Source organism: Terrabacter sp. 05T424, assembly GCF_056396225.1.
This window is the reverse complement of sequence record NZ_JBFTLB010000001.1, coordinates 296385-320018: the sequence shown is the minus strand read 5'-3', so window position 1 is coordinate 320018 and position 23634 is coordinate 296385. Positions and strand designations below refer to the sequence as shown.

The following is a 23634-nucleotide window of genomic DNA, read 5'->3' as shown; positions in this document are numbered from 1 at the left end:
ACCTCGTCGCGATGCTGCGAGAGGCCGGGACCGGCCGACCAGAGCCCCAATAGGGAATCGAACCCTAGACCTTTTCCTTACCATGGAAACGCTCTGCCGACTGAGCTATTGGGGCACGGCCGACGTCGTGGAACCGTCGTGACGACGGGCCCGGGTCGACCTGCTGTGCGACGGCGAGACTACACGGTCGCAGCCGTGGATACGAAATCGGGCAGGGCACGTGCGCACGGCCCGCGGGCAGGGCGCCGCCCCGGCCTCGGCTCCCCCGCACCAGGGCAGGTCAGCCCTCCGCGTCGTGGTCGGCGAGGGCCTGCTGCGCGGCCTCCTCCTCCGTCTCACGGCGATCGCGTATGCCGGTCGCGTCCTCGAGCTCGCCGGTGACCTTCTCGAGCCGCCCGCGGGCCGTGGCGAGCCGCCGCTCCAGGTCGGCGATGCCCTCGGTCACCTCCTCGTGGCGCGCGGTGAGGACGGCGACCTGCCGGTCGGCGGTGCGCAGCTCGGAGCGGGCCGTCTCGAGTGCTGACTGGAGACGGGCTCGCACCGCGGCTCGCTTGGCCCGGCGCCGCTCCTCGAGGTCGACGGCGTCCTCACCGTCCTCACCGTCGTCGGCCTCGCCGCCCTTGCCCTTGGAGCCGGCGCCGCCCCGGACGACAGACAGCGACGGACGGGCGGTCCCACCGTCACCGTCGTCACCCCCGAGCGCCACGACGTCCTCGACGTCGACCGAGCCGAAGCCCGAGTAGCTGAGGGAGCGCACGAGCGAACCGGTGAGCACGGAGGACTCGGCATCCTCGTCGGCGATCACGGCCGTCAGGGTGTCGCGGACCTCCTGCGCCACCCCGGCGCCGAGCTTCTGCCCGGCCTCCGCCGACTCTGCCCCGATGCGCTCGGCCAGCGCGTCGACGCGCCTCGACCGCTCACGACCCAGCAGCCGCAGCTGGTCGGCATCGAGGCTGCGCTGGGCCTCGCGGAGCAGCTCGGCGAACTCGCGGAAGTCCTCGAGCTCGTCGGCGTGCTCGCGCACGAAGTGGTTGACGGCCCACGCGGCCACCGTCGGCTTGCGGAGGGCGCCGATCGCCGTGGCGAGGTCCTTGTCGCCGGCCTTCTTCGCCTCGGCCACCAGCTCGGAACGCAGCGGGGTGAAGCGGGCCGGCGGGGCGGCATACAGCTGCTCGACAGCGGCGCGCAGGTGCATGATCACGGATGCATCCTCCCGCAAACCTGCTGGTGCGGCGCGGCGCAGCCGGGCAGGCTGGGCGGGTGATCTGGATCTGTGCGACCTGTGCCGTCGAGACCGATGACCTGGCGGAGCCGCCGACGGAGTGCGAGGTGTGCGAGGACGACCGGCAGTGGGTGCCCGCGTCGGGCCAGCGGTGGACGACCGTCGCGGAGCTGCGCGAGGCAGGCACCCGCATCACCATCGATCCCGTCGAGCACGACCTCTGGGGGCTGCACGCCGACCCCGCCGTCGGCATCGGGCAGCAGACCATGGTGGTGCGCGCCCCGGAGGGCGTCCTGCTCTTCGACTGCGTCGGCTACCTCGACGACGAGGCGGTCGAGTTCGTGAGGTCGCTCGGGCCGACCCTCGCCGTGGCCGCGAGCCACCCGCACATGTACGGCGTGCAGACGGAGTGGGCCCGGGCGCTCGGGGAGGTGCCGGTGCTCGTCGCGGAACGCGACGCGGAGTGGGTGCGACGCAACGACGCGCTCGTCGAGCTCTACGACGAGTCCCGCGAGGTGGCACCCGGCCTCACCCTGCACCGCGTGGGGGGTCACTTCCGCGGCCAGGCCGTCGTCGAGTGGCAGGCTGGCGCGGAGGGCCGTGGCGTGCTGCTCGCCGGCGACGCCGTCTTCCCGAACCCCGACCGGAGGTCGGTCAGCTTCCTCCGCAGCTATCCCAACCGGATCCCCTTGTCCGGCAAGGTGGTCCAGCGCATCGCCGCCCAGCTCGAAGGGCTGCACTACGACCGGCTCTACAACAACTTCGGCGCTGTTGTGCCGCGCGAGGCGAAGGCCGTGGTCCGCTTCTCGGCCGACCGGCACGCAGCCTGGACGCGTGGCGACTTCGACCACCTCACCTGACGGCGGGCACGACATGGGGCCCGGTTCGTGCCGGAGCGCCCGGCAGCGGGTAGGTGCAGGGGCGACGGCGTCGTCCGGCGCCGCCTGGAATCAGCAAGAGGAGCAGCCATGAGCGACAACCCGCTGGACCCGGTGAGCGACGACCCGACGACCGAGGGGCCGGCTGACGGCGGCGCCGACGCGCAGACCCACGACGGCGGAGCGGACGGCGGCGCCGACACGGCGCTGGGATCCGACACCGAGTCCGACCTGGGCTCTGGCATGGGCTCTGGCATGGGCTCTGGCATGGGCTCCGAGATGGGCTCCGACGCCGGTTCCGGTGGAGAGGGCCCGGCTGACGGCGGCGCCGACGCGCAGACCCACGACGGCGGAGCCGACGGCGGCGCAGGAGCGGACTCCGACGGTGAAGGCCCGGCTGACGGGGGCGCCGACACCGACAGCCACGACGGCGGTGCCGACGGCGGAGCCTGATGACCGCTGGCACGACGAGCCGGGTGCCCGCCTCCGACGGCGGGCACTCGGCCCTGCGGCGTCTCGTCTCGATCGACTCCGACACCTTCGCCCGTGAGCACTGGTCCAGCCGGCCGCTCGTGACGACGGCCGCGGACCTTCCCGGAGACCTGGCTGACCTGTTCGACGAGCACGCCGTCGACGAGCTCGTCTCCCGGCGAGGACTGCGCGCTCCCTTCCTGCGCGTCGCACGTGACGGCCGCACCCTCGGCGACCGCGAGTTCACGCAGGGTGGCGGTGTCGGGGCCACCGTCACCGACCAGGTCAGCGACGACAAGCTGCTCCACCTCTTCGGCGAGGGCTCGACCATCGTCCTGCAGGGCCTCCACCGCACGTGGGGCCCGCTGATCGACTTCACCCAGCAGCTCGCCGAGGAGCTCGGCCATCCGGTGCAGGCCAACGCGTACGTCACGCCGAGCCAGAGCACCGGCTTCAGCGACCACTACGACGTGCACGACGTCTTCGTGCTGCAGATCGCCGGCGAGAAGCGCTGGCGGCTCAGGGCGCCGGTCCACGCGTCCCCGCTGCGCGACCAGCCGTGGACCGACCACCGCGCAGCCGTCGAGGAGGCCGGGCGGGCCGAGCCCGACCTCGAGGTCACGCTTCGACCGGGTGACGTGCTCTACCTGCCGCGCGGCTGGATCCACTCGGCCACCGCGCGCGGCGGCGTGAGCACCCACCTGACTCTCGGCATCCACGTGTGGACGCGGCGCCACCTCGCGGACGAGCTCGTGCGCCTCGCGCTGGCGTCGGCGAGCCGCGACGAGCGGGTGCGCGCCTCCCTCGAGCTGACCTCGTCGGGCCTCGACGGCGCCTCGCTGGCGACCGACATCGAGGTGGTGCGCGAGAGCCTGATACGAGAGCTCGGCTCGGTCGACGCCGGCGCGGTGGTCGATGCCCTCGAGGCGCGGGTGCGGTCGGCGCAGCGACCGGCACCGATCGGGCCGCTGGCCCAGGTCGCCGCGGCGGACGCGCTCACTCCCGAGACCGGCCTCCGGCTGCGCCCCCATGTCGATGCGCGCCTCGTGCCCGACCCGAACGGCTCGGTGACCCTGCGCAGCCGTCTCGGCGACCGACCTGTCGGCCCGCACGAGGTCGGCACCCTCGTCGCCCTCGTGGGCGGCGGGGTGCTCCGGGCCGACATGGTGGGCATCGAGCTCGCGCGACAGCTCATGTGCGCTGGACTCCTCGTCGTCGCCGACGAGCCCTGACCCCCTCAAACCGTCGAGAGGCCACGTGTGGCCCCCTCGCCGCCGTCGACAGGCCAGACCTCGTCAGCCGCTGACGGCCGCGGCGAGCGCGGCGCGGGCGCCGACGAGCGAGGGGCCGTACCACGTGAGCAGCCGGCCGCTGACGAGTGCGGTACGCGCCTGCCTGAATGCCTCGGGACCGTCCTGCGCCGTGAACACGTAGGGCTCGTCGGGCAGCAGGACCGTCACGCCGTCGCGGTCGAGGTCGGCCAGGTCGACGTGGGGGTAACGCTCGGGCGAGCCGGCGAGCACGTTGTGCCAGCCCAGCCGGGCGGCGACGTCGCCCGTGAAGGTGTCGCGCCCGACCGCCATCCACGGGTCGCGCCAGATCGCCACCGCAACCTCGAGCGTCGGCTCGGGCACCGGACCCGACCACTCGTCGCGGGCGGCCGCGAGCCAGGTGGGCGTTCCGATGTCGAGCACCTCCACGAACAACCGCTCGAGCGAGTCGAGCGCCCCCGGCACCGTCTCGATGTCGGTGACCCAGACGGGTATGCCGGCAGCCCGCAACCGCTGCACGTCGAGCTCGCGATTCTCCTCCTTGTTGGCCACGACCAGGTCGGGACTCAGCGCGGCGATCGCCACGCGGTCGGGGTTCTTGGTGCCCCGAACTCGTTGCACCGCAAGGTCGCTCGGGTGCGTGCACCAGTCGGTCGCCCCGACGAGCCGGTCCTGGCATGTTGTTGCCAAGGCCTCCGTGATGGACGGCACCAGCGACACGATCCGACCTGGCGGCGTCGGGAGCGAGACGGCATACGCCAGGTCGTCGAGCAGCGTCACAGAGGACATGGACTGGCCTCTCGACTGGTCAGGACCGACAAACTTTGGCCTCTCGACGGTTGAGGGTGGGGGTCAGACGTTGCGGCGGTACTGGCCGCCGACCTCGAAGAAGGCCTCGGTGACCTGCTGGAGCGAGCAGACGCGAGCTGCGCGCATCAGCACCTCGAAGACGTTGCCGCCCTCGATCGCGACCGTCTTGAGATCCTCGAGCGCGGCCTTCGCCTCGACCTCGTGCTCCGAACGGAACGCCCGGACGCGTGAGAGCTGGCTCTGCTTCTCGTCCTCGGTGCCCCGGGCGAGCACCACCTTGCGGGGCTCCTCCCCCTCGTGCGGGTTGCGGAAGGTGTTGACGCCGATGATCGGCAGGCTGCCGTCGTGCTTGCGGTGCTCGTAGAGCATCGACTCGTCCTGGATGCGGCCACGCTGGTAACCGGTCTCCATCGCCCCGAGAACGCCGCCACGCTCGGTGATGCGGTCGAACTCCTTGAGCACGGCTGCCTCGACGAGGTCGGTGAGCTCGTCGATGACGAACGACCCCTGGAGCGGGTTCTCGTTCATCGCGAGACCCCACTCGCGATTGATGATGAGCTGGATCGCGAGGGCACGGCGCACCGACTCCTCCGACGGGGTCGTGACGGCCTCGTCGAAAGCGTTGGTGTGCAAAGAGTTCGCGTTGTCGTAGATCGCGATGAGCGCCTGGAGCGTCGTGCGGATGTCGTTGAAGTCCATCTCCTGCGCGTGCAGTGAGCGGCCAGACGTCTGCACGTGGTACTTCAGCTTCTGGCTGCGGTCGTTGGCGCCGTACTTCTCCTTCATCGCCACCGCCCAGATGCGGCGGGCCACGCGGCCGAGCACGGAGTACTCGGGGTCCATGCCGTTGCTGAAGAAGAAGCTCAGGTTGGGCGCGAAGTCGTCGATCTTCATGCCCCGCGCGAGGTAGCTCTCGACGTACGTGAAACCGTTGGCGAGGGTGAACGCGAGCTGGCTGATGGGGTTCGCCCCGGCCTCGGCGATGTGGTAGCCGGAGATCGACACGGAGTAGAAGTTGCGGACCTTCCGCTCGATGAACCACTCCTGGATGTCGGCCATCATCTTCAGGCTGAACTCGGTGCTGAAGATGCAGGTGTTCTGGCCCTGGTCCTCCTTGAGGATGTCGGCCTGCACCGTGCCGCGGACGTTCGCGAGGGCGTATGCCGTGAGCTCGGCCCGCTCGTCGTCGCCGGGCTCACGCCCCTCCCGCTCGCGGAAGACGTCGACCTGCTGGTCGATGGCGGTGTTGAGGAAGAAGGCGAGGATCGTCGGCGCGGGTCCGTTGATCGTCATCGACACCGACGTGGTGGGCGAGACGAGGTCGAAGCCGTCGTAGAGCGCCTTCATGTCGTCGAGGGTGGCGACCGAGACGCCCGAGGTGCCGACCTTGCCGTAGACGTCGGGGCGCGGGTCGGGGTCGCGGCCGTAGAGGGTCACGGAGTCGAAGGCCGTCGACAGGCGCGTCGCCGGCTGTCCCTCGGAGACGAGCTTGAAGCGGCGGTTGGTGCGGAACGGGTCGCCCTCCCCCGCGAACATGCGCGCCGGGTCCTCCCCCTCGCGCTTGAACGGGAAGACGCCCGCCGTGAAGGGGTAGTAGCCGGGGAGGTTCTCGCGACGCAGGAAGCTGACGAGTTCGCCGTGGTCGCGGTAGCGGGGCAGCGCGACGCGGGGGATCTTGTTGCCCGACAGCGACTCGCGGGTCAGGGAGTTGCGGATCTCCTTGCCACGGATGCTGACGACCTGCTCGTCGCCGGAGTAGGACTCGACGACGGAGGGCCAGGCGGCGAGGGCGCCGGCCACGTCGGTGGGCACGTCGGTGCGGGCCTTCTCGAGGAGCGCCTCCACGGCGTCGACAGCGCTCTCGGCGCTGTCGACGTCGTCGGCCGCCGCTGCGGCCGCGAGCTCGCGGCGCACCGACTCGAGGCGCTGCACGCGGCTGGCCGCCGCGGCATACCGCTCGGTGGCCTCGTGGTAGCCGCGGACCGTGTCGCTGATCTCGGCGAGGTAGCGCACCCGGGCGGCGGGCACGATCGTCGCGATGCGGGTGGACTGCCTGGTCGCGACGTGCGGGAGCACGCCCTCCTCGACCGGCATCCCCTTGTCGGAGAGCAGGGTTCGCAGCTCCTGGTACAGCGCGGTCACGCCGTCGTCGTTGAAGGTGGCGGCGCTCGTGCCGAAGACGGGCATGTCGCCGGGGCCCTTGCCGAAGGCCTCGCGGTTGCGCACCATCTGGCGACCGACGTCGCGCAGGGCGTCCTCGGCACCGCGCCGCTCGAACTTGTTGATGGCGACGACGTCGGCCCGGTCGAGCATGTCGATCTTCTCGAGCTGGCTGCTGGCGCCGAACTCGGGCGTCATGACGTAGAGGGAGACGTCGGCGTAGCGCACGACGGCGGCGTCACCCTGGCCGATGCCCGGCGTCTCGAGGATGACGAGGTCGAAGCCTGCGGCCCGCACCACGTCGAGCACGTCGTCGAGGTGGGCCGGCACCTGCGACTCGCCACGGGTGGCGAGGCTGCGGAAGAAGACGCGGTCACCGTCGAGCGAGCTCATGCGGATGCGGTCGCCGAGCAGCGCGCCACCGCCACGGGAGCGGGTGGGGTCGATGGCGAGCACCGCGACACGGAGCTTGTCCTGCTGGTCGAGGCGCAGCCGCCGGACGATCTCGTCGGTGAGGCTCGACTTGCCCGAGCCGCCGGTGCCGGTGATGCCGAGCACCGGAACGCGCCGGCGACCGGCCGCCTCGCGGATGCCCGTCAGGGTCGCGTCGTCGAGCTCGCCCTCCTGGGCGCCGGTGATGGCGCGCGCCACGGCCGAGCGGTCTCCGGCGAGGAGCGCCTCGAGCGAGGGCGACGCGATGTCCCACGGGTCGAAGTCGCAGTCGGCGACGACCCGGTTGATCATGCCGGCGAGGCCGAGCCGCTGGCCGTCCTCGGGGCTGAAGATGGTCACGCCAGACTCGCGCAGGCGGGCGATCTCTTCGGGCACGATGACGCCGCCACCGCCACCGACGACGCGGATGTGGCCGGCGCCGTTCTCCTTGAGCAGCTGCACGAGGTACTCGAAGTACTCGACGTGCCCACCCTGGTAGGAGCTGACGGCGACGCCCTGCACGTCCTCCTCGATCGCCGCGTCGACGACCTCCTGGACCGAGCGGTTGTGCCCGAGGTGGATCACCTCGGCCCCCTGCGTCTGCATGATGCGCCGCATGATGTTGATCGACGCGTCGTGCCCGTCGAACAGGCTGCTCGCCGTGACGAGGCGGACGTGGTGTGACGGCTGGTGGAGATCGCGCTTCGCTGCGTCGGACATGCAAAAATAGTAGGACTTCCTACTAATGGACGTCAACGCGTCGCCGCCCTACGATGGCGCCATGAGCGCGGACACAACCGGAGCCCTCGAGGCGCAGCCAGTCCCGGCACCGCCTGGCGTCGCCGCGGGTTCCGGGCTCGGTTTCGACCCGATCGCCCGCGCCCGCGACCAGTGGGTCGAGCAGGGCTGGGACGCCGCCGCCGACGGCATGGCCGCGATCACCTCCCTCATGCGGGCGCACCAGATCGTCCTCGCCCGGGTCGAGGCCACCCTCAAGCCGCTCGGTGTGACCTTTGCCCGCTACGAGGTGCTCATGCTGCTGTGGTTCAGCAAGCGCGGGTCGCTGCCGATGAAGGTCATCGGCTCGCGTCTGCAGGTGCACCCCACCAGCGTGACGAACGCCGTCGACCGCCTCGAGGACGCCGGGCTCGTGACGCGTTCGACGCACCCGGAGGACCGCCGCGCCATGCTCGTCGCCCTGACGCCGTCGGGCCGCGAGCTCGCCGAGCGGGCGACGAAGGCCCTCAACTCCGAAGTGTTCGAGCAGCCCGACCTCGGCTCGGGTGACGTCCACGCGCTCGTCGACGTGCTGACCCGCCTGCGTCGGGGCGCCGGCGACTTCTGAGCCGACACCCCAACCTGCTGGCACACGCCACGCCCGTCTCGTTGGCCGGACCTCCAGCGGCCGCGCGCCGATCTCGGCAGACTGGGCCCATGGCCGATGCTCCTTCCTCGCCCGCCGACCACCTCGACCACCTCGACTGGCTCGACGAGCAGCGACGACGCATGCGCACCCTCGTGCGGCGTGCGCAGAACCCGTCGGGCGGCTTCGGCTGGCTCACCGACGACGGCGACCTCGACCCCGACAAGGGCGTCGAGCTGTGGATCACGGCGCGGATGACCCACGTCGCGGCGCTCGCCGTGCTCGAGGGCGACACCGCGTCGACCGATCTCGTCGACCACGGCGTAGCGACCTTCGCGCCCGGGGGGATGCTCCACGACGCCGAGCACGGCGGCTGGTTCGCGTCGGTCCACCCCGACGGCTCTCCCGACATCGCCGACAAGCGGGCCTATGAGCACGCCTTCGTCGTGCTCGCCGCGACGAGCGCCTCGGCCGCGCGACGCCCCGGCGCCGACGACCTGCTCGACACTGCCCTGCAGACCTTCGAGCAGCGATTCTGGCGCGAGTCCGACGGCTTGGCCGTCGACGTGTGGGACCGCACCTGGACCGAGCTCGAGGACTACCGCGGCGTCAACGCGAACATGCACTCGCTCGAGGCCCTGCTCGCGGCGTGGGACGTGACGCGCGACCCGCGGTGGCTCGGGCACGCGCTGCGCATCACCGAGCGGGTGGTGCACGGCTTCGCCCGGTCGTGGAACTACCGGCTGCCCGAGCACTTCGACTCCGCCTGGCAGCCGCGCCCCGACTACAACCGCGAGCGCGCGACCGACAAGTTCCGGCCCTTCGGTGTCACGCCGGGCCACCTGCTCGAGTGGGCGAGGCTGGCTCTCCACCTGCGCCGCGCACTGGGTGCCGAGGCGCCACCGTGGCTGCTCGACGACGCCCGCTCGCTCTTCGACGTCGCGGTGCACGAGGGCTGGCACGTCGACGGCAACGAGGGCTTCGTCTACACCACCGACTTCGAGGGGCGTCCGGTCGTCCGCGACCGGCTGCACTGGGTCGTCGCCGAGGCCATCGGGGCCGCCCGCACGCTCGACCTCGCCACGGGCGACCCGACGTATGCCGCGTGGTACGACCGCTGGTGGCAGCATGCCCAGCACTGGTTCGTCGACGCCGAGCGGGGGTCGTGGCGACACGAGCTCTCACCCGCACTCGAACCGTCGAGCGTTGTGTGGCAAGGGCGCCCGGACGTCTACCACGCCTACCAGGCCTGCCTCGTCGGCGCGCTCGGCGAGATCACGTCGTTCGCCGGCGCCCTGCGCGAGGGGGTCCTGAGCTGAGCGTCAGCCGATGACCCGCTGGAGCCACGCGTTGCCGAAGACCCGGTCGGGGTCGACGCGGTCGCGCAACGCGCGGAAGTCGCCCAGGCGGGGATAGAGCGGGGCGATCGCGTCGGCGGCAGCCACGAAGCACTTGCCCCAGTGCGGGCGGGCGCCGAGTGGCAGGAGGGCGTCCTCTACGGCGGGCAGGACGGCATACACCCGCTCCTCGTCGCGCAGCCACGTGAAGTGCACGCCCAGGACATCGTGGCCGTAGGAGCTGCTGAGCCAGTGCTCGTCCGCTGCGACGGTCCGCAGCTCGCACACCTGCAGCACCGGCGCCAGTCGGGGGCCGAGCGCGCGCAGCCGCTCGATCGCGGAGAGCGCGCGCGTGCGGGGCAGGAGGTACTCGCTCTGCAGCTCCTCGCCGCGGCTCGGGGTGAACTCCATCCGGAAGTGCGGCAGCCGGTCGAGCCACGGCCCGAACACGCCGCCCTGCTCGGTGACCGACTCGGTGGGGGCACCCTCGAGCATGTGCAGGGTGCGGCCGGCCGGTTGCGCGCCGTGCAGGTCGACGGGCGCCTCGTCGACGCGGCTCTTGCGCCAGACCTGCTCGATGCCGGCATCGGTCCAGCGGGTGAAGAGGCTGACGCTGTAGGCACTGCGGGCGACCTCCTCGATGTTGGCGACGAGGGCGTCCCAGCCGAGCCCGGTGTAGACGTCCTGGCGAATGTCGTAGGTCGGTTCGATGTCGAGGGTCAGCCCCGTGACGACGCCAAGCGCACCCAAGGACACGACGCTGCCCTCGAAGTCGGCGTCTCCCCGGCTGACGGTGCGCATCTCACCGTCCGGCCCGATCATGTCGAGGGATGCGACCGCCGTTGCGAGAGAACCGTTCTCGACGCCCGACCCGTGAGTGCCCGTGGCCACGGCGCCGGCCACCGAGATGTGCGGCAGCGAGGCCAGGTTGCCGAGCGCCCACCCGGCCGCCTGCAGCTGGGTGGCGACGTCGCCGTATGCCGCACGGCCCGTCACGCGGGCCGTGCGGCTCGCGGGGTCGACGTCCACCGTCGTCGGCAGCTCGGCCAGTGACACGAGCACGCCGTCGTCGACATCGGTGATGTCGGTGAGGTCGGTGAAGGAGTGGCGCGACCCGAGGGCGCGCACGCGCGCGGACGCCGCCACGATCTCCTGCAGGTGCTCGACCGAGCGCGCCCGCTCGATGCGAGCCCGATAGGTGTGGTTGCCGGCCCAGTTCTTCTCCGTCGTCACGTCCGTCATGCGCCCAGTCTGGCAAGGCCGCTCACCGGGCACTGCGGATGACCGCCGCGGCCGCGTCGACCGCGTCGACCGGGGCGTTCGCCGCGCGACGCGGCTAGTGGCGGCGTCGGCGCGTGCGGTCCTGGTGCAGCTCGGGGTGGACGTCCTCGGGCAGCTCTTCGGGCATGGCTCCCTCGCCCGGGGTGGCGACCCCCCAGCCCTCGGTGCTGATCGTGTCGACCGGCGGGTTGCCGACGAGGTGGGAACGCTCTGCACCCTCGGGGTGGTCACGGCGGTCCTGCTCCGTGCGGTCGCGGTGCGAGTTCATGGAGTCCATCGGGTCGCCTCCCCGCCGGGAGCTCCTCGGCTCGACCATGACGAAGCCGATGACGAGGATGACGATGACACCGAACAGGACGAAGATTCCTACGCGATCACCCATGGCAACCTCCCGGGACGAGCCGATACTCCAGACGGTACTCCCGTCAGGGCGCGCCCGACCTCGAAAGACGGTGGGCGTCAGTCGGCGTCGCTCCCGCGCGCGGCGCGGGCGCGAGCCACGCGGGCCTCGCGTTCACGCGCGAGACGGGCCTTGGGGTCGTTGCCCTCACCGAGCTCGGCGGGACCGAAGATCGTCAGCCCGATCAGGCGCAACCGGTAGCCGATGCGGTATCCGACGGACAGTCCCTTGGACCTCGAGCTCGCCACGTGCTGCCTCCATGGTTAGTGTGCTAACTGTTAGTGTACAGGCGAAAGAGGACCACCCCCGACGACGAGGCGAGATGACCACCCGCACCCCGAACGACTCCGAGGCGACGCACCGCCTCGACACCGCGGCACCCGATGACCTGCTGCGCCTCGACCAGCAGGTCTGCTTCGCACTGGCCGTGGCGGCTCGCAACGTCATCGGCCTCTACCGGCCGGTGCTCGAGCCGCTCGGTCTCACCCACCCCCAGTACCTCGTCATGCTGGCGCTCTGGGAGCGGTCGCCCCTGACGCTCCGCGAGATCAGCCACCTGCTCAGCCTCGAGCCGGCCACGCTCTCCCCGCTGCTGAAGCGCCTCGAGGGGGCGGGGCTGGTCACCCGCGACCGCCACCCGGAGGACGACCGGGCGCTCGCGATCACCCTGACGCAGCGTGGTCGCCGGCTGCGCGCCAAGGCGCTCGAGGTGCCGCCGCAGATCGTCGAGACGCTGGGGATGGAGCTCGGCGAGCTCGAGCTGCTCCGCACCGCCCTGACCCGCGTCATCGCCGCCACCACCCCCGCGGGCTGACGAGCACGCCGGCGGACGCGCACCGACGAGCGTGGCCCCGCCGGGATCGGCGAGGCCACGCGCGGGTCGACCGGGGTCGACAGAGGGAGGTCTTTGGGGGTCGTGCCGCTCAGGCAGCCTGGACCTGGTGGTCGACGAGGGCGCCGAGCGCGTCGCGCAGGCGGCCGAAGACCTGGGGGTCACCGAGCACGTCGGTGTCGATCGTCGACTGCGACACGACCACCTGGTCGAGGACGACCGCGCCGGCGATGCCTGCCGAGCGGCGCGCGTCGTCGTGGGCCCACTTGCCGCCGTAGGGGGTCGGCGTCGCTCCGATGACGGCGAAGGGCTTGCCCGAGATGGCGCCCTGCCCGAACGGCCGGGACAGCCAGTCGATGGCGTTGTTCAGCACGGCCGGCATCGTGCCGTTGTACTCCGGCGTCACGACGAGCACGCGGTCGGCGCCGGCCACGGTGGCACGCAGGTCGGCGGCCGGAGCCGGAGCCTGGTCGCCGTCGATGTCCTCGTTGTAGAAGGGCAGAGCGGCCAGACCGTCGACGATCTGGACTTCGACGCCGGCGGGGGCCTGGTCGCGGAGGGTCTCGGCGATGCGGCGGTTGACCGAGTCGGCGCGGAGGCTGCCGACGAGCACGGCGACGCGGGTGGGGACAGTGGGGCTGGGGGCAGCAGAAGTCATGTGGAGCCAAACGGACCACAGTCCGTTTCTATTCCGGAGCCGCCATGCCGACCTCCCACCTAGGATCACGACCGTGTCCACGGAGCCGACGGTCGAGCGCGCGCTCTTCGACCTGCACGCCCGTCCGGAGCGCCGCGACGCGGCACGCAACCGCGAGCTGCTGCTCGACGCCGCCCACCGGCTCGTCGATCGTGACGGGGCCGAGGCCGTGACGATGGACGCGGTCGCCTCCGAGGCCGGTGTCGGCAAGGGCACCGTGTTCCGCCGGTTCGGCAGCAGGGCCGGGCTCATGACCGCCCTGCTCGACCACACCGAGGCACGCTGGCAGGGCCTCGTCATCTCGGGGCCGCCCCCGCTCGGTCCGGGCGCCCCTCCCCTCGAGCGGCTCCTCGCCTTCGGCGCCTCCCGCCTCGACCGCACCATCGCGAGCACCGACCTCATGGTCGCCGCGGCGGGGCGCCACGGGAGGTCGGGACCCGCGGTCGCATTCTGGACCGTGCACGTGCGCCACCTGCTCACCGAGCTCCGGGTGACGGGCGACCTCCCCCTCCTCGCCATGGCGTTGCTCGCACCGCTCGACGTCTCCATCGTGAGTCAGCAGCTCGACGGCGGGGTGAGCCGCGAACGCATCCTCGCGGCGTGGACCGACCTCGTCGAGCGTGTCGTCGCAGGCCGTTGAGCTGTCTTGCCGCGGGTCTCACGCCCCGCCGACCGGCCCGGCACCACCGGTAGGACGCTGCGACGCGGCGGCCGCCCCCAGGTCGTCCAGGTGCAGCGGCCGGCGCGGCTCCGAGTCGACGACGAGTCGCTCGGTGACGGCGAGGCGCTCGTCGACGGCGAGCAGCACCCCTGGCTCGAGCAGGCGCCAACGGTCGTCGTCGTCGAGGCGCTCACTCGCCACGACGACGCTGGGCGCGTCGGACAGGTCGTGCGAGACGACGTGCGTGCCGGCGGCGGACCTGTGGTCGAGCCGGCCACGCGGCTCGTGGCGCTCGAGCACCCACAGCGCGTGCGTGGCGGGGTAGCGCACCGCCCAGAGACGGCCGGGCGTGGTGAGGACGACGTTGACGGCATACACGGGCAGCTCGGCCGCCACCCAGCGCAGGGCGGCGCTGAGGCCCGCGCCGACATCTCCGCCGGCGGCCGCGGTCTCGCGGGTGACCAGAGCGAACAGCCGCTCTGAGTCGGTGTCGCCACCGACGCGGCGCAGGTCGTCACCGAGGTGGCGTTCGAGCACGTCCATGCCCTCGACGACACCGTTGTGGGCGAAGAGCCGACCGTCCATCTCGAACGGGTGGGTGTTCTCGAGGCGCACGGGGGCACCCGACGAGTGGCGCACGTGCGCCACGAAGGTCGCACTCGTGCGGTCCCGGGCCTCGCCGGCGAAGTCGGCGTCGTCGTAGGCCGCGAGCGCCTGCTTCTCGACGACGGGCCGGCCTCCCTCGTCGAAGGTCCCGAGGCCGGTGCCGTCGAGGTTGGCGTGCGACTGCGCGGTCAGGCTGTCGGGGGCATCGAGCAGCCAGAAGGTCGCCCGGACGCGGCGGTGCCCGGCGGTGAGGCCGAAGAGGCGGCACACGGTGGGCTCCCCCTCACCGGCTCTCGAAGGCCTCGCGCGACTTGGCGATCGCGAAGCCCCAGCCCTGCGCGAGCGTCGGCTTCGGCGGCACGGCAACCTCGTCGGGGTTGGTCACGACGTCGAGCAGCACCGGGCCGGCGGTGGCGAGCGCCCACGCGACCGCCTCGTCGAGGTCACCGGCGTCGGTGACCCGGCGGGCAGTGAGACCCATCGCCGTGGCGACGGCGGCGAGGTCGGGGTTGTCGAGCTCGGTGCCGAACTCCGGCAGACCACCCTGTTCCTGCTCGAGCTTGACCATGCCCAGGCGCCCGTTGTCGAACACGACGACCTTGACGGGCAGGTCGTGGGTCACTGCGGTGCGCAGGTCTCCGAGCAGCATCATGAGGCCGCCGTCACCGGAGAAGGACACGACGGGGCGAGCCCGGTCGAGCGCCTGCGCCCCGAGCGCCATGGGTAGGGCGTTGGCCATCGAGCCGAGGTTGTAGGAGCCGACCAGCCGCCGGGTTCCMCGCATCGTGACGAACCGCGAGAGCCACGCCGTCGACATGCCCGTGTCGCTCGTGAAGATCGTCGAGTCGGGGGCGAGCCGGTCGACGGCTGCAGCCAGCGCCTCGGGCCGGATCCGCTCGTCCGGGTTGTCGAACACGGCCCGGGCCCGTCCGAGCAGGGAGTCGTCGTGGTGCGGGTCGAGCAGGGCACGCTGCCTCTCGTGCCAGCTGCGGTACGCGTGCACGGCCTGGTCGAGGTGGGCGCGGTCGGCGCGCCTGGCCAGCAGCGGGAGCAGCGCCTCGAGCGTCGCCCTGGCGTCGCCCACGAGCGCCTGGGCGACGGGGGTGCGACGACCGATGTGCTCGCCGCGGGAGTCGAGCTGGACCACCGTCTTCTCCTTCGGGTACCAGTCGCGGTACGGGAAGTCGGTGCCGACGAGGACGAGCACGTCGCAGGCGTCCATCGCCTTGGCCGCGGCAGGGTTGCCGATGAGCCCCGACTGACCCACCTCGAAGGGGTTGTCGTGCTCCAGGCCCTCCTTCGCCTTGAGCGTCAGCACCATCGGCGCCGCCAGCAGGTCGGCCAGCTCGAGCACCTGGTCGCGCGCGTCCCGGGCACCGGACCCGACGAGGAGCGTGACGGCCTCGTCACCACCGAGCATCTCCGCGACGCGGCGGACCGCGTCGGCGGGAGCCGCGGCGGCCGCAGACGTCGGCGCGAAGACCGGTGTCGTCGTGTGCTTCGGCACGTCCATGTCTCCCACGTCGCCGGGAACGGTGAGCACCGAGACCCCGCGCTGCGCGTACGCGGCGTTGACCGCCTGCTCGAGCAGGTGCGGCAGCTGGGCCGGCGCGCTCAACGTGTGCGCCCAGACGGACACGTCGGCGAAGAGCGTGTCGTTGTCGACCTCCTGGAAGAAGTCGGTGCCGATCTCGGCGCTCGGCACCTGGCCGCAGATCGCGAGCACCGGCGCGTGCGACTTCTTCGCGTCGTAGAGGCCGTTGAGCAGGTGGATCGAGCCCGGGCCGACCGTGCCCATGCACACGCCGATGGTGCCGGTGAGCTGGGCCTGCGCACTGACGGCGAAGGCTGCGGCCTCCTCGTGGCGCACCCCGACCCACTCGACCCGGTCATCCCGGCGGATGGCGTCGGTGAGGGGGTTCAGCGCGTCACCGACGACGCCCCAGACCTGGCGCACCCCGGAGTCCGCGAGGGCGGTGACGATGTGCTCGGCGACAGTGGTCATGTCGGTCCTTCCTCAGAGGTGACGCGGGGAGGCGTGGGGTGCGAAGTGATCGGCCGTGGCGACGGCCCAGTCGCCTGCCCACGCCGCGGGCGGCTCGGCGAGCAGCTGACCCGGCTCGAGCCAGTCGTAGAGCTCGGCGTAGGACAGCGTCGTGGTCGCGGAGACGTTGCGGCGCAGGTGGTGCGGGTTCAGCTGGGCCGGGTCGGTGACGCCCATGGCGGCCATGATCTTCATGGCCGACTCCACGGTGGCCTCCTGGAAGCGCTGGACGCGAACGCTCTTGTCGCCGACGTCGAGCGCCCTTGCGCGGCGGGGGTTCTGGGTCGCGACCCCGCTGGGGCACTTGTCGGTGTGGCAGCGCTGAGCCTGGATGCAGCCGGCGGCCATCATCATCGCGCGGGCCGCATTCGTGTAGTCGGCGCCCTGGACGATGCGCTTGACGACGTCGTTGCCTGCAGCCACCTTGCCGCTCGCGCCGATGCGGATCCGGTCGCGCAGGCCGACGCCCACGAGGGCGTTGTGCAGGGTCATGAGGCCGTGGGTCAGGGGCATGCCGACGTGGTCCTCGAACTCGAGGGGCGCGGCCCCCGTTCCGCCCTCGGAGCCGTCGACGACGATGAAGTCGGGCGTCGTGCCCACCTCGAGCATGGCCTTGCAGATCGAGAGCACGTCGACGCGCGACCCGACGCAGAGCTTGAAGCCGGTGGGCTTGCCGCCGGCGAGCTCGCGCATCCGGCCGATGAACTCGACCAGCTCGACGGGCGTGTGGAAGACGCGGTGCGACGACGGGCTGACGCACTTCTCGCCCTGCGGCACCTGGCGGATGTCGGCGATCTCCTTGGTGACCTTCGCGCCCGGCAGGACGCCGCCGATCCCGGGCTTCGCGCCCTGACTGAGCTTGAGCGAGACGCACCTGACGGCGTCGTGGGCTGCCTTGTCGCGGAAGGTGTCCGGGTCGAAGTCGCCGTCCTTGGTGCGGGCCCCGAAATAGCCGGTGCCGATCTCCCAGACGATGTCGCCGCCGTTCTCGAGGTGGTAGGGCGACAGCCCGCCCTCGCCGGTGTCGTGAGCGAAGCCGCCCATCGCGGCGCCCTTGTTCAGGGCGCGGATCGCGTTGGCCGACAGTGCTCCGAAGCTCATCGCCGAGACGTTGAGCAGCGCCATGGAGTAGGGCTTCGAGCAGTCGGGACCTCCGACCATGACGCGCGCCGGCTGCTTCGGCGGGTCAGTCGGCGCCACCGAGTGGACGAGGTACTCGTAGCCGACCTCGTTGACGTCGAGCTCGGTGCCGAAGGGGCGCTCACCGTGGATGCCCTTGGCGCGCTCGTAGATGACCGAACGGGTGTCGCGGTCGAACGGCCTGCCGTCCCAGTCGCGCTCGATGAAGTACTGCTGGAGCTCCGGGCGGATGCCCTCGAGGAGGTAGCGCATGTGACCGATGACGGGATAGCGGCGCAGGATCGTGTGCTTCTTCTGCAGCAGGTCCCACGTGCCGAGCGCCGCGAGGCCTGCCCCGACGCCTCCTGCGACCGCACCGAGACCGTTGACGCGCTTTCCACCCAGCATGGGCCCTCCTCGACCTTCGACGCCCCCAGCGGCCCGGCCGTGTGCACGGACCCGCTCCTTGGCGATACCCGCCACCGCAGCCGAGCAACCTGAGCATTTGCTGCACGCCACGTCGGTCACAGGAGACGTCCAGCGGGCGTCCAGCCAGCAGGGGCATCCTCTCGCCCATGGGCACCCGTCACTCCGGGCCGCCGGCTCCCCACCGTTCCGCGCGCATGCTCACCGGTCTGTATGCGCTGGCCACGCTGGTCGCCCTGCTGCTGACCCTCCTCGCGCGCCGTCGCCCCGGGCCGGTTCCCGGCGAAGCCGTCTTCGGCCTGCTCAACGTCCCCGTGGCGCGCACCTTCGTCTCCGTCGTCGTGCTGGCCCTGGTGACGCGCGCCCTGCTCGGGCGCAAGCGGATCGGGCTGTGGCTCGTCGCCCTGTTCCAGGCGCTCGGCCTCTACGTCGGGGTCGTCGCCCTGGTGCCCGCGGCGCGCCTGCCCCTCGTCCGCATGTGGGAGAGCCGCGGCGACCTCGGCCGGGGCCTCGACATCGCCTCGATGGTCGTCGCCGTGGCCGTGCTGTGGTGGCTCCACCGCATCCGGAGTGCCTTCACCGGCAAGCTGCAAAGCGGGTCCTGGTGGGTCGCGCTGGGGGCCATCGTCGCCGGCAGCCTGGTCACGCTGGGCGTCGCCTGGGCCCTGCTCGGCGCGGTCGGTGCACCACGCACCGAGGTCGACGGCATCGTCGGCACGGTGCTCGCGGCCTTCGGCGGGGTGACCCGGCGCGCCCTCGTCGGCGTTCCGGAGTGGGTCGTCGAAGTGGTCGCGGTCTGTGCCGGCCTCACCATCCTCACGACCGTCGCCCTGTTCCTGGCTTCGGCCAGGCCCGGCAGCCGGCGGTCGCCCGACCGCGAGGTCGCGCTCCGCGGCCTCCTCGCCCGGCACGGCGCCGACGACTCGCTCGGCTACTTCGCCACGCGACGCGACAAGGCCTCGGTCTTCTCGCCCGATGGTCGCGCCGCCGTCACCTACCGCGTGCTTGCCGGCGTCTCACTGGCGTCGTCCGACCCGGTCGGCGACCCCGACAGCTGGCGCGCAGCCATCGAGGCCTGGCGGGCCGAGGCTCGCGAGTTCGGTTGGGTGCCAGCCGTCCTCGGCACCAGCGAACGAGGGGCGCGAGCGTATGCCGCTGCGGGGGGCATGCGCGTGCTGCGGCTCGGCGACGAGGCCGTGCTCGACCCGGCTCGGTTCGACCTGCGCCGGGCCTCGCTCTCACCGGTGCGGCACGCCGTCAAGCGGGCGACCCGGGCCGGGGTCACGGTCCAGGTGCGCCGCCAGCGGGACGTCCCGCCGGGTGAGCTCACCCAGGTCGTCGAGCGGGTCGACGCCTGGCGGCACGGCGAGACCGAACGTGGCTTCTCGATGGCACTGGGTCGCCACGGTGACCGGTCCGACGGCGACGTCCTGCTCGTGACCGCGCACGCGCCCGGTCAGCGAGGCTCGGAGCTTGTCGGCGTGCTCGGCCTGGTGCCCTGGGGTCGCCACGGGGTGTCGCTCGACGTGATGCGCCGCTCGCCCGACGCCCCCAACGGTGTCACCGAGCTCATGGTGAGCGAGCTGCTAGCCGGCGCGCACCCGCTCGGGCTGCGACGTGTGTCGCTCAACTTCTGCCTGTTCCGGGCCGTCTTCGAGGACGCCGAGCGCCTCGGCTCCGGGTCGTTCACTCGTGTGGGTGCCTCGGTGCTCGGCCGGCTCGACCGGTTCTGGCAGCTCGAGCGGCTCTACCACTCCAACGAGAAGTACGACCCGACGTGGGAGCCCCGGTTCCTCTGCTACGACGACGCGGTGTCCCTCCCCCAGGTCGCCGTGGCTGCCGGGGCCGTCGAGGGCTTCATGCCGTGGCCAGGTCCGCGAGGCACCGGCGGCGAGCTCGACGCCGACCACCTGGCCCAGCTGGACGAGCTCGACGCCGCGGCCCGGACCCACGACACCGATGCGCTCGGACCCCGCCGCACCGACCAGTTCCGCCACCGCGCCGCGACCCTGGACCGGATGCGGGCCGCGGGACTCGACGCCTACCCGGTCGCCGCAGCGACGATCCCCACGACGCCCATCGGGGACCTGCGGACCGACGTGTGGGAGCGCCCGACACGCCTCTCGGTCGTGGGCCGCGTCCGCGAGCTGCGCGACCACGGCGGCGTCGCCTTCGCCCGACTCGTCGAAGGACACGACGAGCTCCAGGTGCTCCTCGACGCCGCGGCCATCGGCAGGCCGTGCCTCGACCAGTTCACGAGCGTCGTCGACATCGGCGACCTCGTCCGCGTCGAGGGGGTGACGGGGCACTCCCGTTCGGGCACGCCCAGCCTGCTGGGCCAGGCATGGCGCATGGAGGCCAAGTCCCTGCACCCCGTGCCGTTCGGCTCGTTCGACGACCCGACCGCCCGGGCCCGGCAGCGCTCGACCGACCTGCTCGCGAACCCCGAAGGCCTCGACCTGCTCCGACAGCGGTCGGCCGTCGTCGGCTCGCTCCGCCGCACGCTCAACGACGGCGGCTACCTCGAGGTGGAGACCCCGATGCTCCACACGGTGCACGGCGGCGCCACCGCACGCCCCTTCCGGACGTTCATCAACGCGTACGGGGTCGACCTCTCGCTGCGGATCGCCCCGGAGCTGCACCTCAAGCGCCTGCTCGTTGCCGGGCTGGGGCCGGTCTTCGAGCTGGGGCGCAACTTCCGCAACGAAGGGGCCGACGCGACGCACAACCCCGAGTTCACCTCCCTCGAGGTGTACCGGCCGCACGCCGACTACGTGGAGATGCGGCGCCTCACCGAGCGGCTCGTCAAGGACGCCGCCTGCACCCTCCACGGTCGTGAGGCGCTGCCGCTGCCCGGACCCGACGCGCTGCGCACCGGGCTCGCTGACGTCGAGCTCGTCGACATCAGCGCGCCCTGGCCGGTCGTGCGGGTGCTGGACGCGGTGTCGGAGGCCGTCGGGCAGCCGGTGTCGCTCGACACCGACATGGACGTGATGCTCGGGCTCGCCGACACCCACGACGTCGCGGTGCGCCCCGACATGGGCTCCGGGGCCGTCATCGAGGAGCTGTACGCCGCTCTCGTCGAGCCGAACACGCTGCGGCCCACGTTCTACACCGACTTCCCGGTCGAGACCTCACCGCTCGCCCACCCGCACCGTTCGGAGCGGGGGCTGGCCGAGCGCTGGGACCTCGTCGTCGCGGGCATGGAGGTCGGCACGGCCTACAGCGAGCTGACCGACCCCGTCGACCAGCGGGCCCGGCTGACCGAGCAGTCGCTCAAGGCGGCAGCCGGCGACCCCGAGGCGATGGAGGTGGACGAGGACTTCCTGCTCGCACTCGAGCTGGGGATGCCCCCGAGCGGCGGACTCGGCATCGGCGTCGACCGGCTCGTCATGCTGCTGACCAACACCCCGATCCGCTCCGTCCTCACCTTCCCGTTCGTCCGCCCCCTCACCGACCGAACGGCCCGACGGAGCCCGACGTGGAGCTGACCGACACGAGCCTCGTCGTCCTCCTCGGCATCCTGGCGGTGGCCGTGTTCGGGCTCGTCGTCGCCGGGGTGCCCCACGGTGGCCGGCGCCCCGTCCGGCTCGCCCTGCGCGCGGGCCAGGTGCTCCTGCTCAACGTGCTCGTCGTCGCCCTCTGCGGCGCGGCGCTCAACGACCAGTACTTCTTCTACTCCAGCTGGGGCGACCTCTTCGGGTCGCGCTCGCCGTCCGTGGAGTCGCACCGCGGCGGCACGGCCCGCGAGGCCGTCGTGGCGTCCGTTCGGGGGCCGGGACTGAGGGGGCTGGCGACGCCGGCCACCTTGCCGCCGCTGCCGCAGCCGGGGGCGCGGCTGCAGACGTACACCGTGGTGGCCGGGCGCTCCCACGCCGAAGGCCAGGTGTACGTCTACCTCCCCGTCGGCTACGACCCTCACTCGAGCCGCACCTACCCCGTCCTCGTGGGACTCCACGGCTTCCCCAGCGGCCCGAAGAGCTTCCTCAAGCTCAGCTTCCTCTCCGACATCGACACCTTGACGGCCGCGCACCGGATGGCGCCGTCCATCGTCGTCGTCCCGCGCATCGACACCCCGGCCGGACTCGACACCGAGTGCGTCAACGGCGCGCCCGGCGAGCCGCAGACCGACACCTGGCTGGCCCGCGACATCCCCGCCTGGACGGTCCACCACTTCCGGGTCGAGCGCACACGCGGGGGCTGGGCAACGATCGGCTACTCCTACGGGGCGTGGTGCGCCGCCTCCGTCTCGATGCGCCACCCCGACGTCTTCGGGGCTGCCATCGTGCTGCTCGGCTACTTCCGGCCCGACTTCTCCCGCGCCTACGACCCGCTCACGAGCCGCACCCTGCGCGACTACGACCTCGTGACGAAGGCGCGCACCGCTCCCCCACCGCTCGCCATGTGGGTGCTCACGTCCCGGGAGGACCAGCTCTCCTACCCGAGCACCTCGAGCTTCCTCGGCGCCGCGCACGCCCCGCTCGATGTCGCCGGCACGGTGCTCGCCCATGGCGGCCACCGCAACGGCGTCTTCACCCCCTACATCCCGACCGCTCTCTCGTGGCTGGCCCAGACGCTGTCGGGTTTCCATGCGTGACAAGGGTGCCCGTATGCCGTCGCGGCCGTCCGAGGAATCCTCGGGTCACCCGCCGGCCCGGTCCAGCGGTCGTCCCGGCCCGCACCACGTGGTCGCAGCCGTCCTGGCCCTGGTGGTCCTCGTCGCGCTGGTGGTCACGGGGGTCGTGCCCGGCACGGGCCTGGCCCTCGGCGACGTGGCGCGGCCAGGTGCGGGCACGGCGACGTCGAGCGCGCCGGGCCGGACGGCAGACGCCAGCCAGCCTCCGTCGAGCACACCGTCGAGCACAGCGTCGAGCACGCCGTCGGGACCGCTGACGGTCGTAGGCCTCGGCGACTCGGTGCCGTCGGCTGACACCTGCGGCTGCACCGGCTACGTCGAGCAGGTCGGCAGCGAGCTCGGGCACCTGACGCAGCGTCCTTGGATCGTGCACAACGACGCGACGGGGGGCTGGACCACCACAGACGTCGCCGACGACCTGCTGACGTCGCCGACACGCGAGCACCTGGCGGACGCCGACCTCGTCGTCGTCGAGGTCGGCGCCAACGACTTCGACCTCGGGAACGTGGCCGACAGGGCGTGCCTGCCGGCGGCGACGTCGGGCTGCTGGTCCGCCACACTCGCCGGCGTGCGCGACGGCTTGACCCGAATCCTCACCAGCATCAAGCAGATCAACACTCGACCCGACCTGCGCATCGCCGTGCTCGGCTACTGGAACGTCACGCTCGACGGTTCCGTAGGCCGGGCACTCGGGGCGGACTTCGTGCTCGGCAGCGACGCGCTGACCCGCCTCGTCAACACGACCGTCGCGCAGGTGGCGGCCAACACAGGCGCCGTCTACGTCGACGCCTACACGCCCCTCAAGGGCGAGTCGGGCGAGCGTGACCCCACCAGCGACCTCCTCGACGACGGTGACCACCCGAACGCCACCGGCCACACGCTGCTGCGGACCGCAGTGCTCGACCAGCTGGCGGACGCCGGGGCCATCGACGCCTGGCGGCGGCTGCCCGGCTGAACCCGTTCTCATACCCATTTCGACGAGAGCCTG

General features: G+C 72.1%; 20 protein-coding genes and 1 tRNA gene. 10 read left to right on the top strand and 11 right to left on the bottom strand.

What is annotated here, in order from left to right; translation table 11 throughout:
• Positions 1–42: 42 nt before the first annotated feature.
• A tRNA-Thr gene (locus tag AC1DE0_RS01460) sits at positions 43–115 on the bottom strand.
• Between the two features lie 165 nt (positions 116–280).
• Positions 281–1195, bottom strand: coding sequence for a hypothetical protein (locus tag AC1DE0_RS01455; protein ID WP_478097727.1), 915 nt, complete (start codon positions 1193–1195; stop codon positions 281–283).
• Between the two features lie 65 nt (positions 1196–1260).
• On the opposite strand from AC1DE0_RS01455, the gene AC1DE0_RS01450 reads away from it, so the two are divergent.
• The 3 genes from AC1DE0_RS01450 (at position 1261) to AC1DE0_RS01440 (ending at position 3803) form a co-directional block, all read left to right on the top strand.
• Positions 1261–2082: an MBL fold metallo-hydrolase gene (locus tag AC1DE0_RS01450; protein ID WP_478096400.1), complete on the top strand. Its 822-nt coding sequence runs from the start codon at positions 1261–1263 to the stop codon at positions 2080–2082.
• A gap of 108 nt (positions 2083–2190) precedes the next feature.
• Positions 2191–2553 (top strand): BatC protein, encoded by a 363-nt coding sequence (locus AC1DE0_RS01445; protein ID WP_478096398.1) that lies wholly within the window; start codon positions 2191–2193, stop codon positions 2551–2553.
• The gene (locus AC1DE0_RS01440; protein WP_478096396.1) at positions 2553–3803 is read left to right on the top strand and encodes a cupin domain-containing protein; all 1251 of its coding nucleotides are present in this window, start codon (positions 2553–2555) and stop codon (positions 3801–3803) included. The genes AC1DE0_RS01445 and AC1DE0_RS01440 overlap by 1 nt, the downstream gene beginning before the upstream one ends.
• A gap of 63 nt (positions 3804–3866) precedes the next feature.
• Here AC1DE0_RS01440 and AC1DE0_RS01435 read toward each other — a convergent pair whose 3' ends face one another.
• Both AC1DE0_RS01435 and icmF read right to left on the bottom strand, forming a co-directional pair.
• The gene (locus tag AC1DE0_RS01435; protein ID WP_478096394.1) at positions 3867–4631 is read right to left on the bottom strand and encodes a helical backbone metal receptor; all 765 of its coding nucleotides are present in this window, start codon (positions 4629–4631) and stop codon (positions 3867–3869) included.
• A 63-nt stretch (positions 4632–4694) separates the two neighbouring features.
• Complete coding sequence (gene icmF / locus AC1DE0_RS01430) at positions 4695–7964, bottom strand: fused isobutyryl-CoA mutase/GTPase IcmF (RefSeq protein ID WP_478096392.1); 3270 nt, start codon at positions 7962–7964, stop codon at positions 4695–4697.
• 61 nt (positions 7965–8025) lie between these two features.
• Between icmF and AC1DE0_RS01425 the strand changes: the two genes are divergently transcribed.
• Both AC1DE0_RS01425 and AC1DE0_RS01420 read left to right on the top strand, forming a co-directional pair.
• Complete coding sequence (locus AC1DE0_RS01425; RefSeq protein ID WP_478096390.1) at positions 8026–8589, top strand: MarR family winged helix-turn-helix transcriptional regulator; 564 nt, start codon at positions 8026–8028, stop codon at positions 8587–8589.
• 89 nt (positions 8590–8678) lie between these two features.
• Positions 8679–9926 carry an AGE family epimerase/isomerase gene (locus tag AC1DE0_RS01420; protein WP_478096388.1) on the top strand — a complete coding sequence of 416 codons (1248 nt, stop codon included), beginning with the start codon at positions 8679–8681 and terminating at the stop codon, positions 9924–9926.
• Positions 9927–9929: 3 nt separating this feature from the next.
• Here AC1DE0_RS01420 and AC1DE0_RS01415 read toward each other — a convergent pair whose 3' ends face one another.
• From AC1DE0_RS01415 to AC1DE0_RS01405, 3 genes are all read right to left on the bottom strand, one after another.
• Positions 9930–11186 carry a D-arabinono-1,4-lactone oxidase gene (locus AC1DE0_RS01415; protein ID WP_478096386.1) on the bottom strand — a complete coding sequence of 419 codons (1257 nt, stop codon included), beginning with the start codon at positions 11184–11186 and terminating at the stop codon, positions 9930–9932.
• A gap of 94 nt (positions 11187–11280) precedes the next feature.
• Entirely contained in the window at positions 11281–11607 is a 327-nt protein-coding gene (locus AC1DE0_RS01410; RefSeq protein ID WP_478096384.1) for a hypothetical protein, read from the bottom strand.
• Between the two features lie 77 nt (positions 11608–11684).
• Complete coding sequence (locus AC1DE0_RS01405) at positions 11685–11873, bottom strand: hypothetical protein (RefSeq protein ID WP_478096382.1); 189 nt, start codon at positions 11871–11873, stop codon at positions 11685–11687.
• A gap of 74 nt (positions 11874–11947) precedes the next feature.
• On the opposite strand from AC1DE0_RS01405, the gene AC1DE0_RS01400 reads away from it, so the two are divergent.
• Positions 11948–12439 (top strand): MarR family winged helix-turn-helix transcriptional regulator, encoded by a 492-nt coding sequence (locus AC1DE0_RS01400; protein WP_478096380.1) that lies wholly within the window; start codon positions 11948–11950, stop codon positions 12437–12439.
• A gap of 109 nt (positions 12440–12548) precedes the next feature.
• Here AC1DE0_RS01400 and AC1DE0_RS01395 read toward each other — a convergent pair whose 3' ends face one another.
• Positions 12549–13115, bottom strand: a complete 567-nt coding sequence (locus tag AC1DE0_RS01395) for an NADPH-dependent FMN reductase (RefSeq protein ID WP_478096378.1) — start codon at positions 13113–13115, stop codon at positions 12549–12551.
• A gap of 73 nt (positions 13116–13188) precedes the next feature.
• On the opposite strand from AC1DE0_RS01395, the gene AC1DE0_RS01390 reads away from it, so the two are divergent.
• Positions 13189–13794 carry a TetR/AcrR family transcriptional regulator gene (locus AC1DE0_RS01390; protein WP_478096376.1) on the top strand — a complete coding sequence of 202 codons (606 nt, stop codon included), beginning with the start codon at positions 13189–13191 and terminating at the stop codon, positions 13792–13794.
• 18 nt (positions 13795–13812) lie between these two features.
• Here AC1DE0_RS01390 and AC1DE0_RS01385 read toward each other — a convergent pair whose 3' ends face one another.
• Genes AC1DE0_RS01385 through AC1DE0_RS01375 form a run of 3 tightly spaced genes read right to left on the bottom strand, consistent with a single transcriptional unit; the run spans position 13813 to position 17992 of the window.
• On the bottom strand, positions 13813–14691 hold the full coding sequence (locus AC1DE0_RS01385; RefSeq protein ID WP_478096374.1) for a class II glutamine amidotransferase: 879 nt from the start codon (positions 14689–14691) through the stop codon (positions 13813–13815).
• Positions 14692–14704: 13 nt separating this feature from the next.
• A complete protein-coding gene (locus tag AC1DE0_RS01380; RefSeq protein ID WP_478096372.1) occupies positions 14705–16426 on the bottom strand; it encodes a thiamine pyrophosphate-dependent enzyme in 1722 nt (573 codons plus the stop codon).
• A 12-nt stretch (positions 16427–16438) separates the two neighbouring features.
• Positions 16439–17992: an FMN-binding glutamate synthase family protein gene (locus tag AC1DE0_RS01375; RefSeq protein WP_478096370.1), complete on the bottom strand. Its 1554-nt coding sequence runs from the start codon at positions 17990–17992 to the stop codon at positions 16439–16441.
• 167 nt (positions 17993–18159) lie between these two features.
• Between AC1DE0_RS01375 and lysX the strand changes: the two genes are divergently transcribed.
• The 3 genes from lysX to AC1DE0_RS01360 are packed head-to-tail and all read left to right on the top strand — an operon-like array spanning position 18160 to position 23601.
• A complete protein-coding gene (lysX, locus tag AC1DE0_RS01370) occupies positions 18160–21501 on the top strand; it encodes a bifunctional lysylphosphatidylglycerol synthetase/lysine--tRNA ligase LysX (RefSeq protein WP_478096368.1) in 3342 nt (1113 codons plus the stop codon).
• Entirely contained in the window at positions 21492–22607 is a 1116-nt protein-coding gene (locus AC1DE0_RS01365) for an alpha/beta hydrolase (protein WP_478096366.1), read from the top strand. Before lysX ends, AC1DE0_RS01365 begins: the two co-directional genes overlap by 10 nt.
• Positions 22600–23601, top strand: a complete 1002-nt coding sequence (locus AC1DE0_RS01360) for an SGNH/GDSL hydrolase family protein (RefSeq protein ID WP_478096364.1) — start codon at positions 22600–22602, stop codon at positions 23599–23601. Before AC1DE0_RS01365 ends, AC1DE0_RS01360 begins: the two co-directional genes overlap by 8 nt.
• Positions 23602–23634 lie beyond the last annotated feature (33 nt).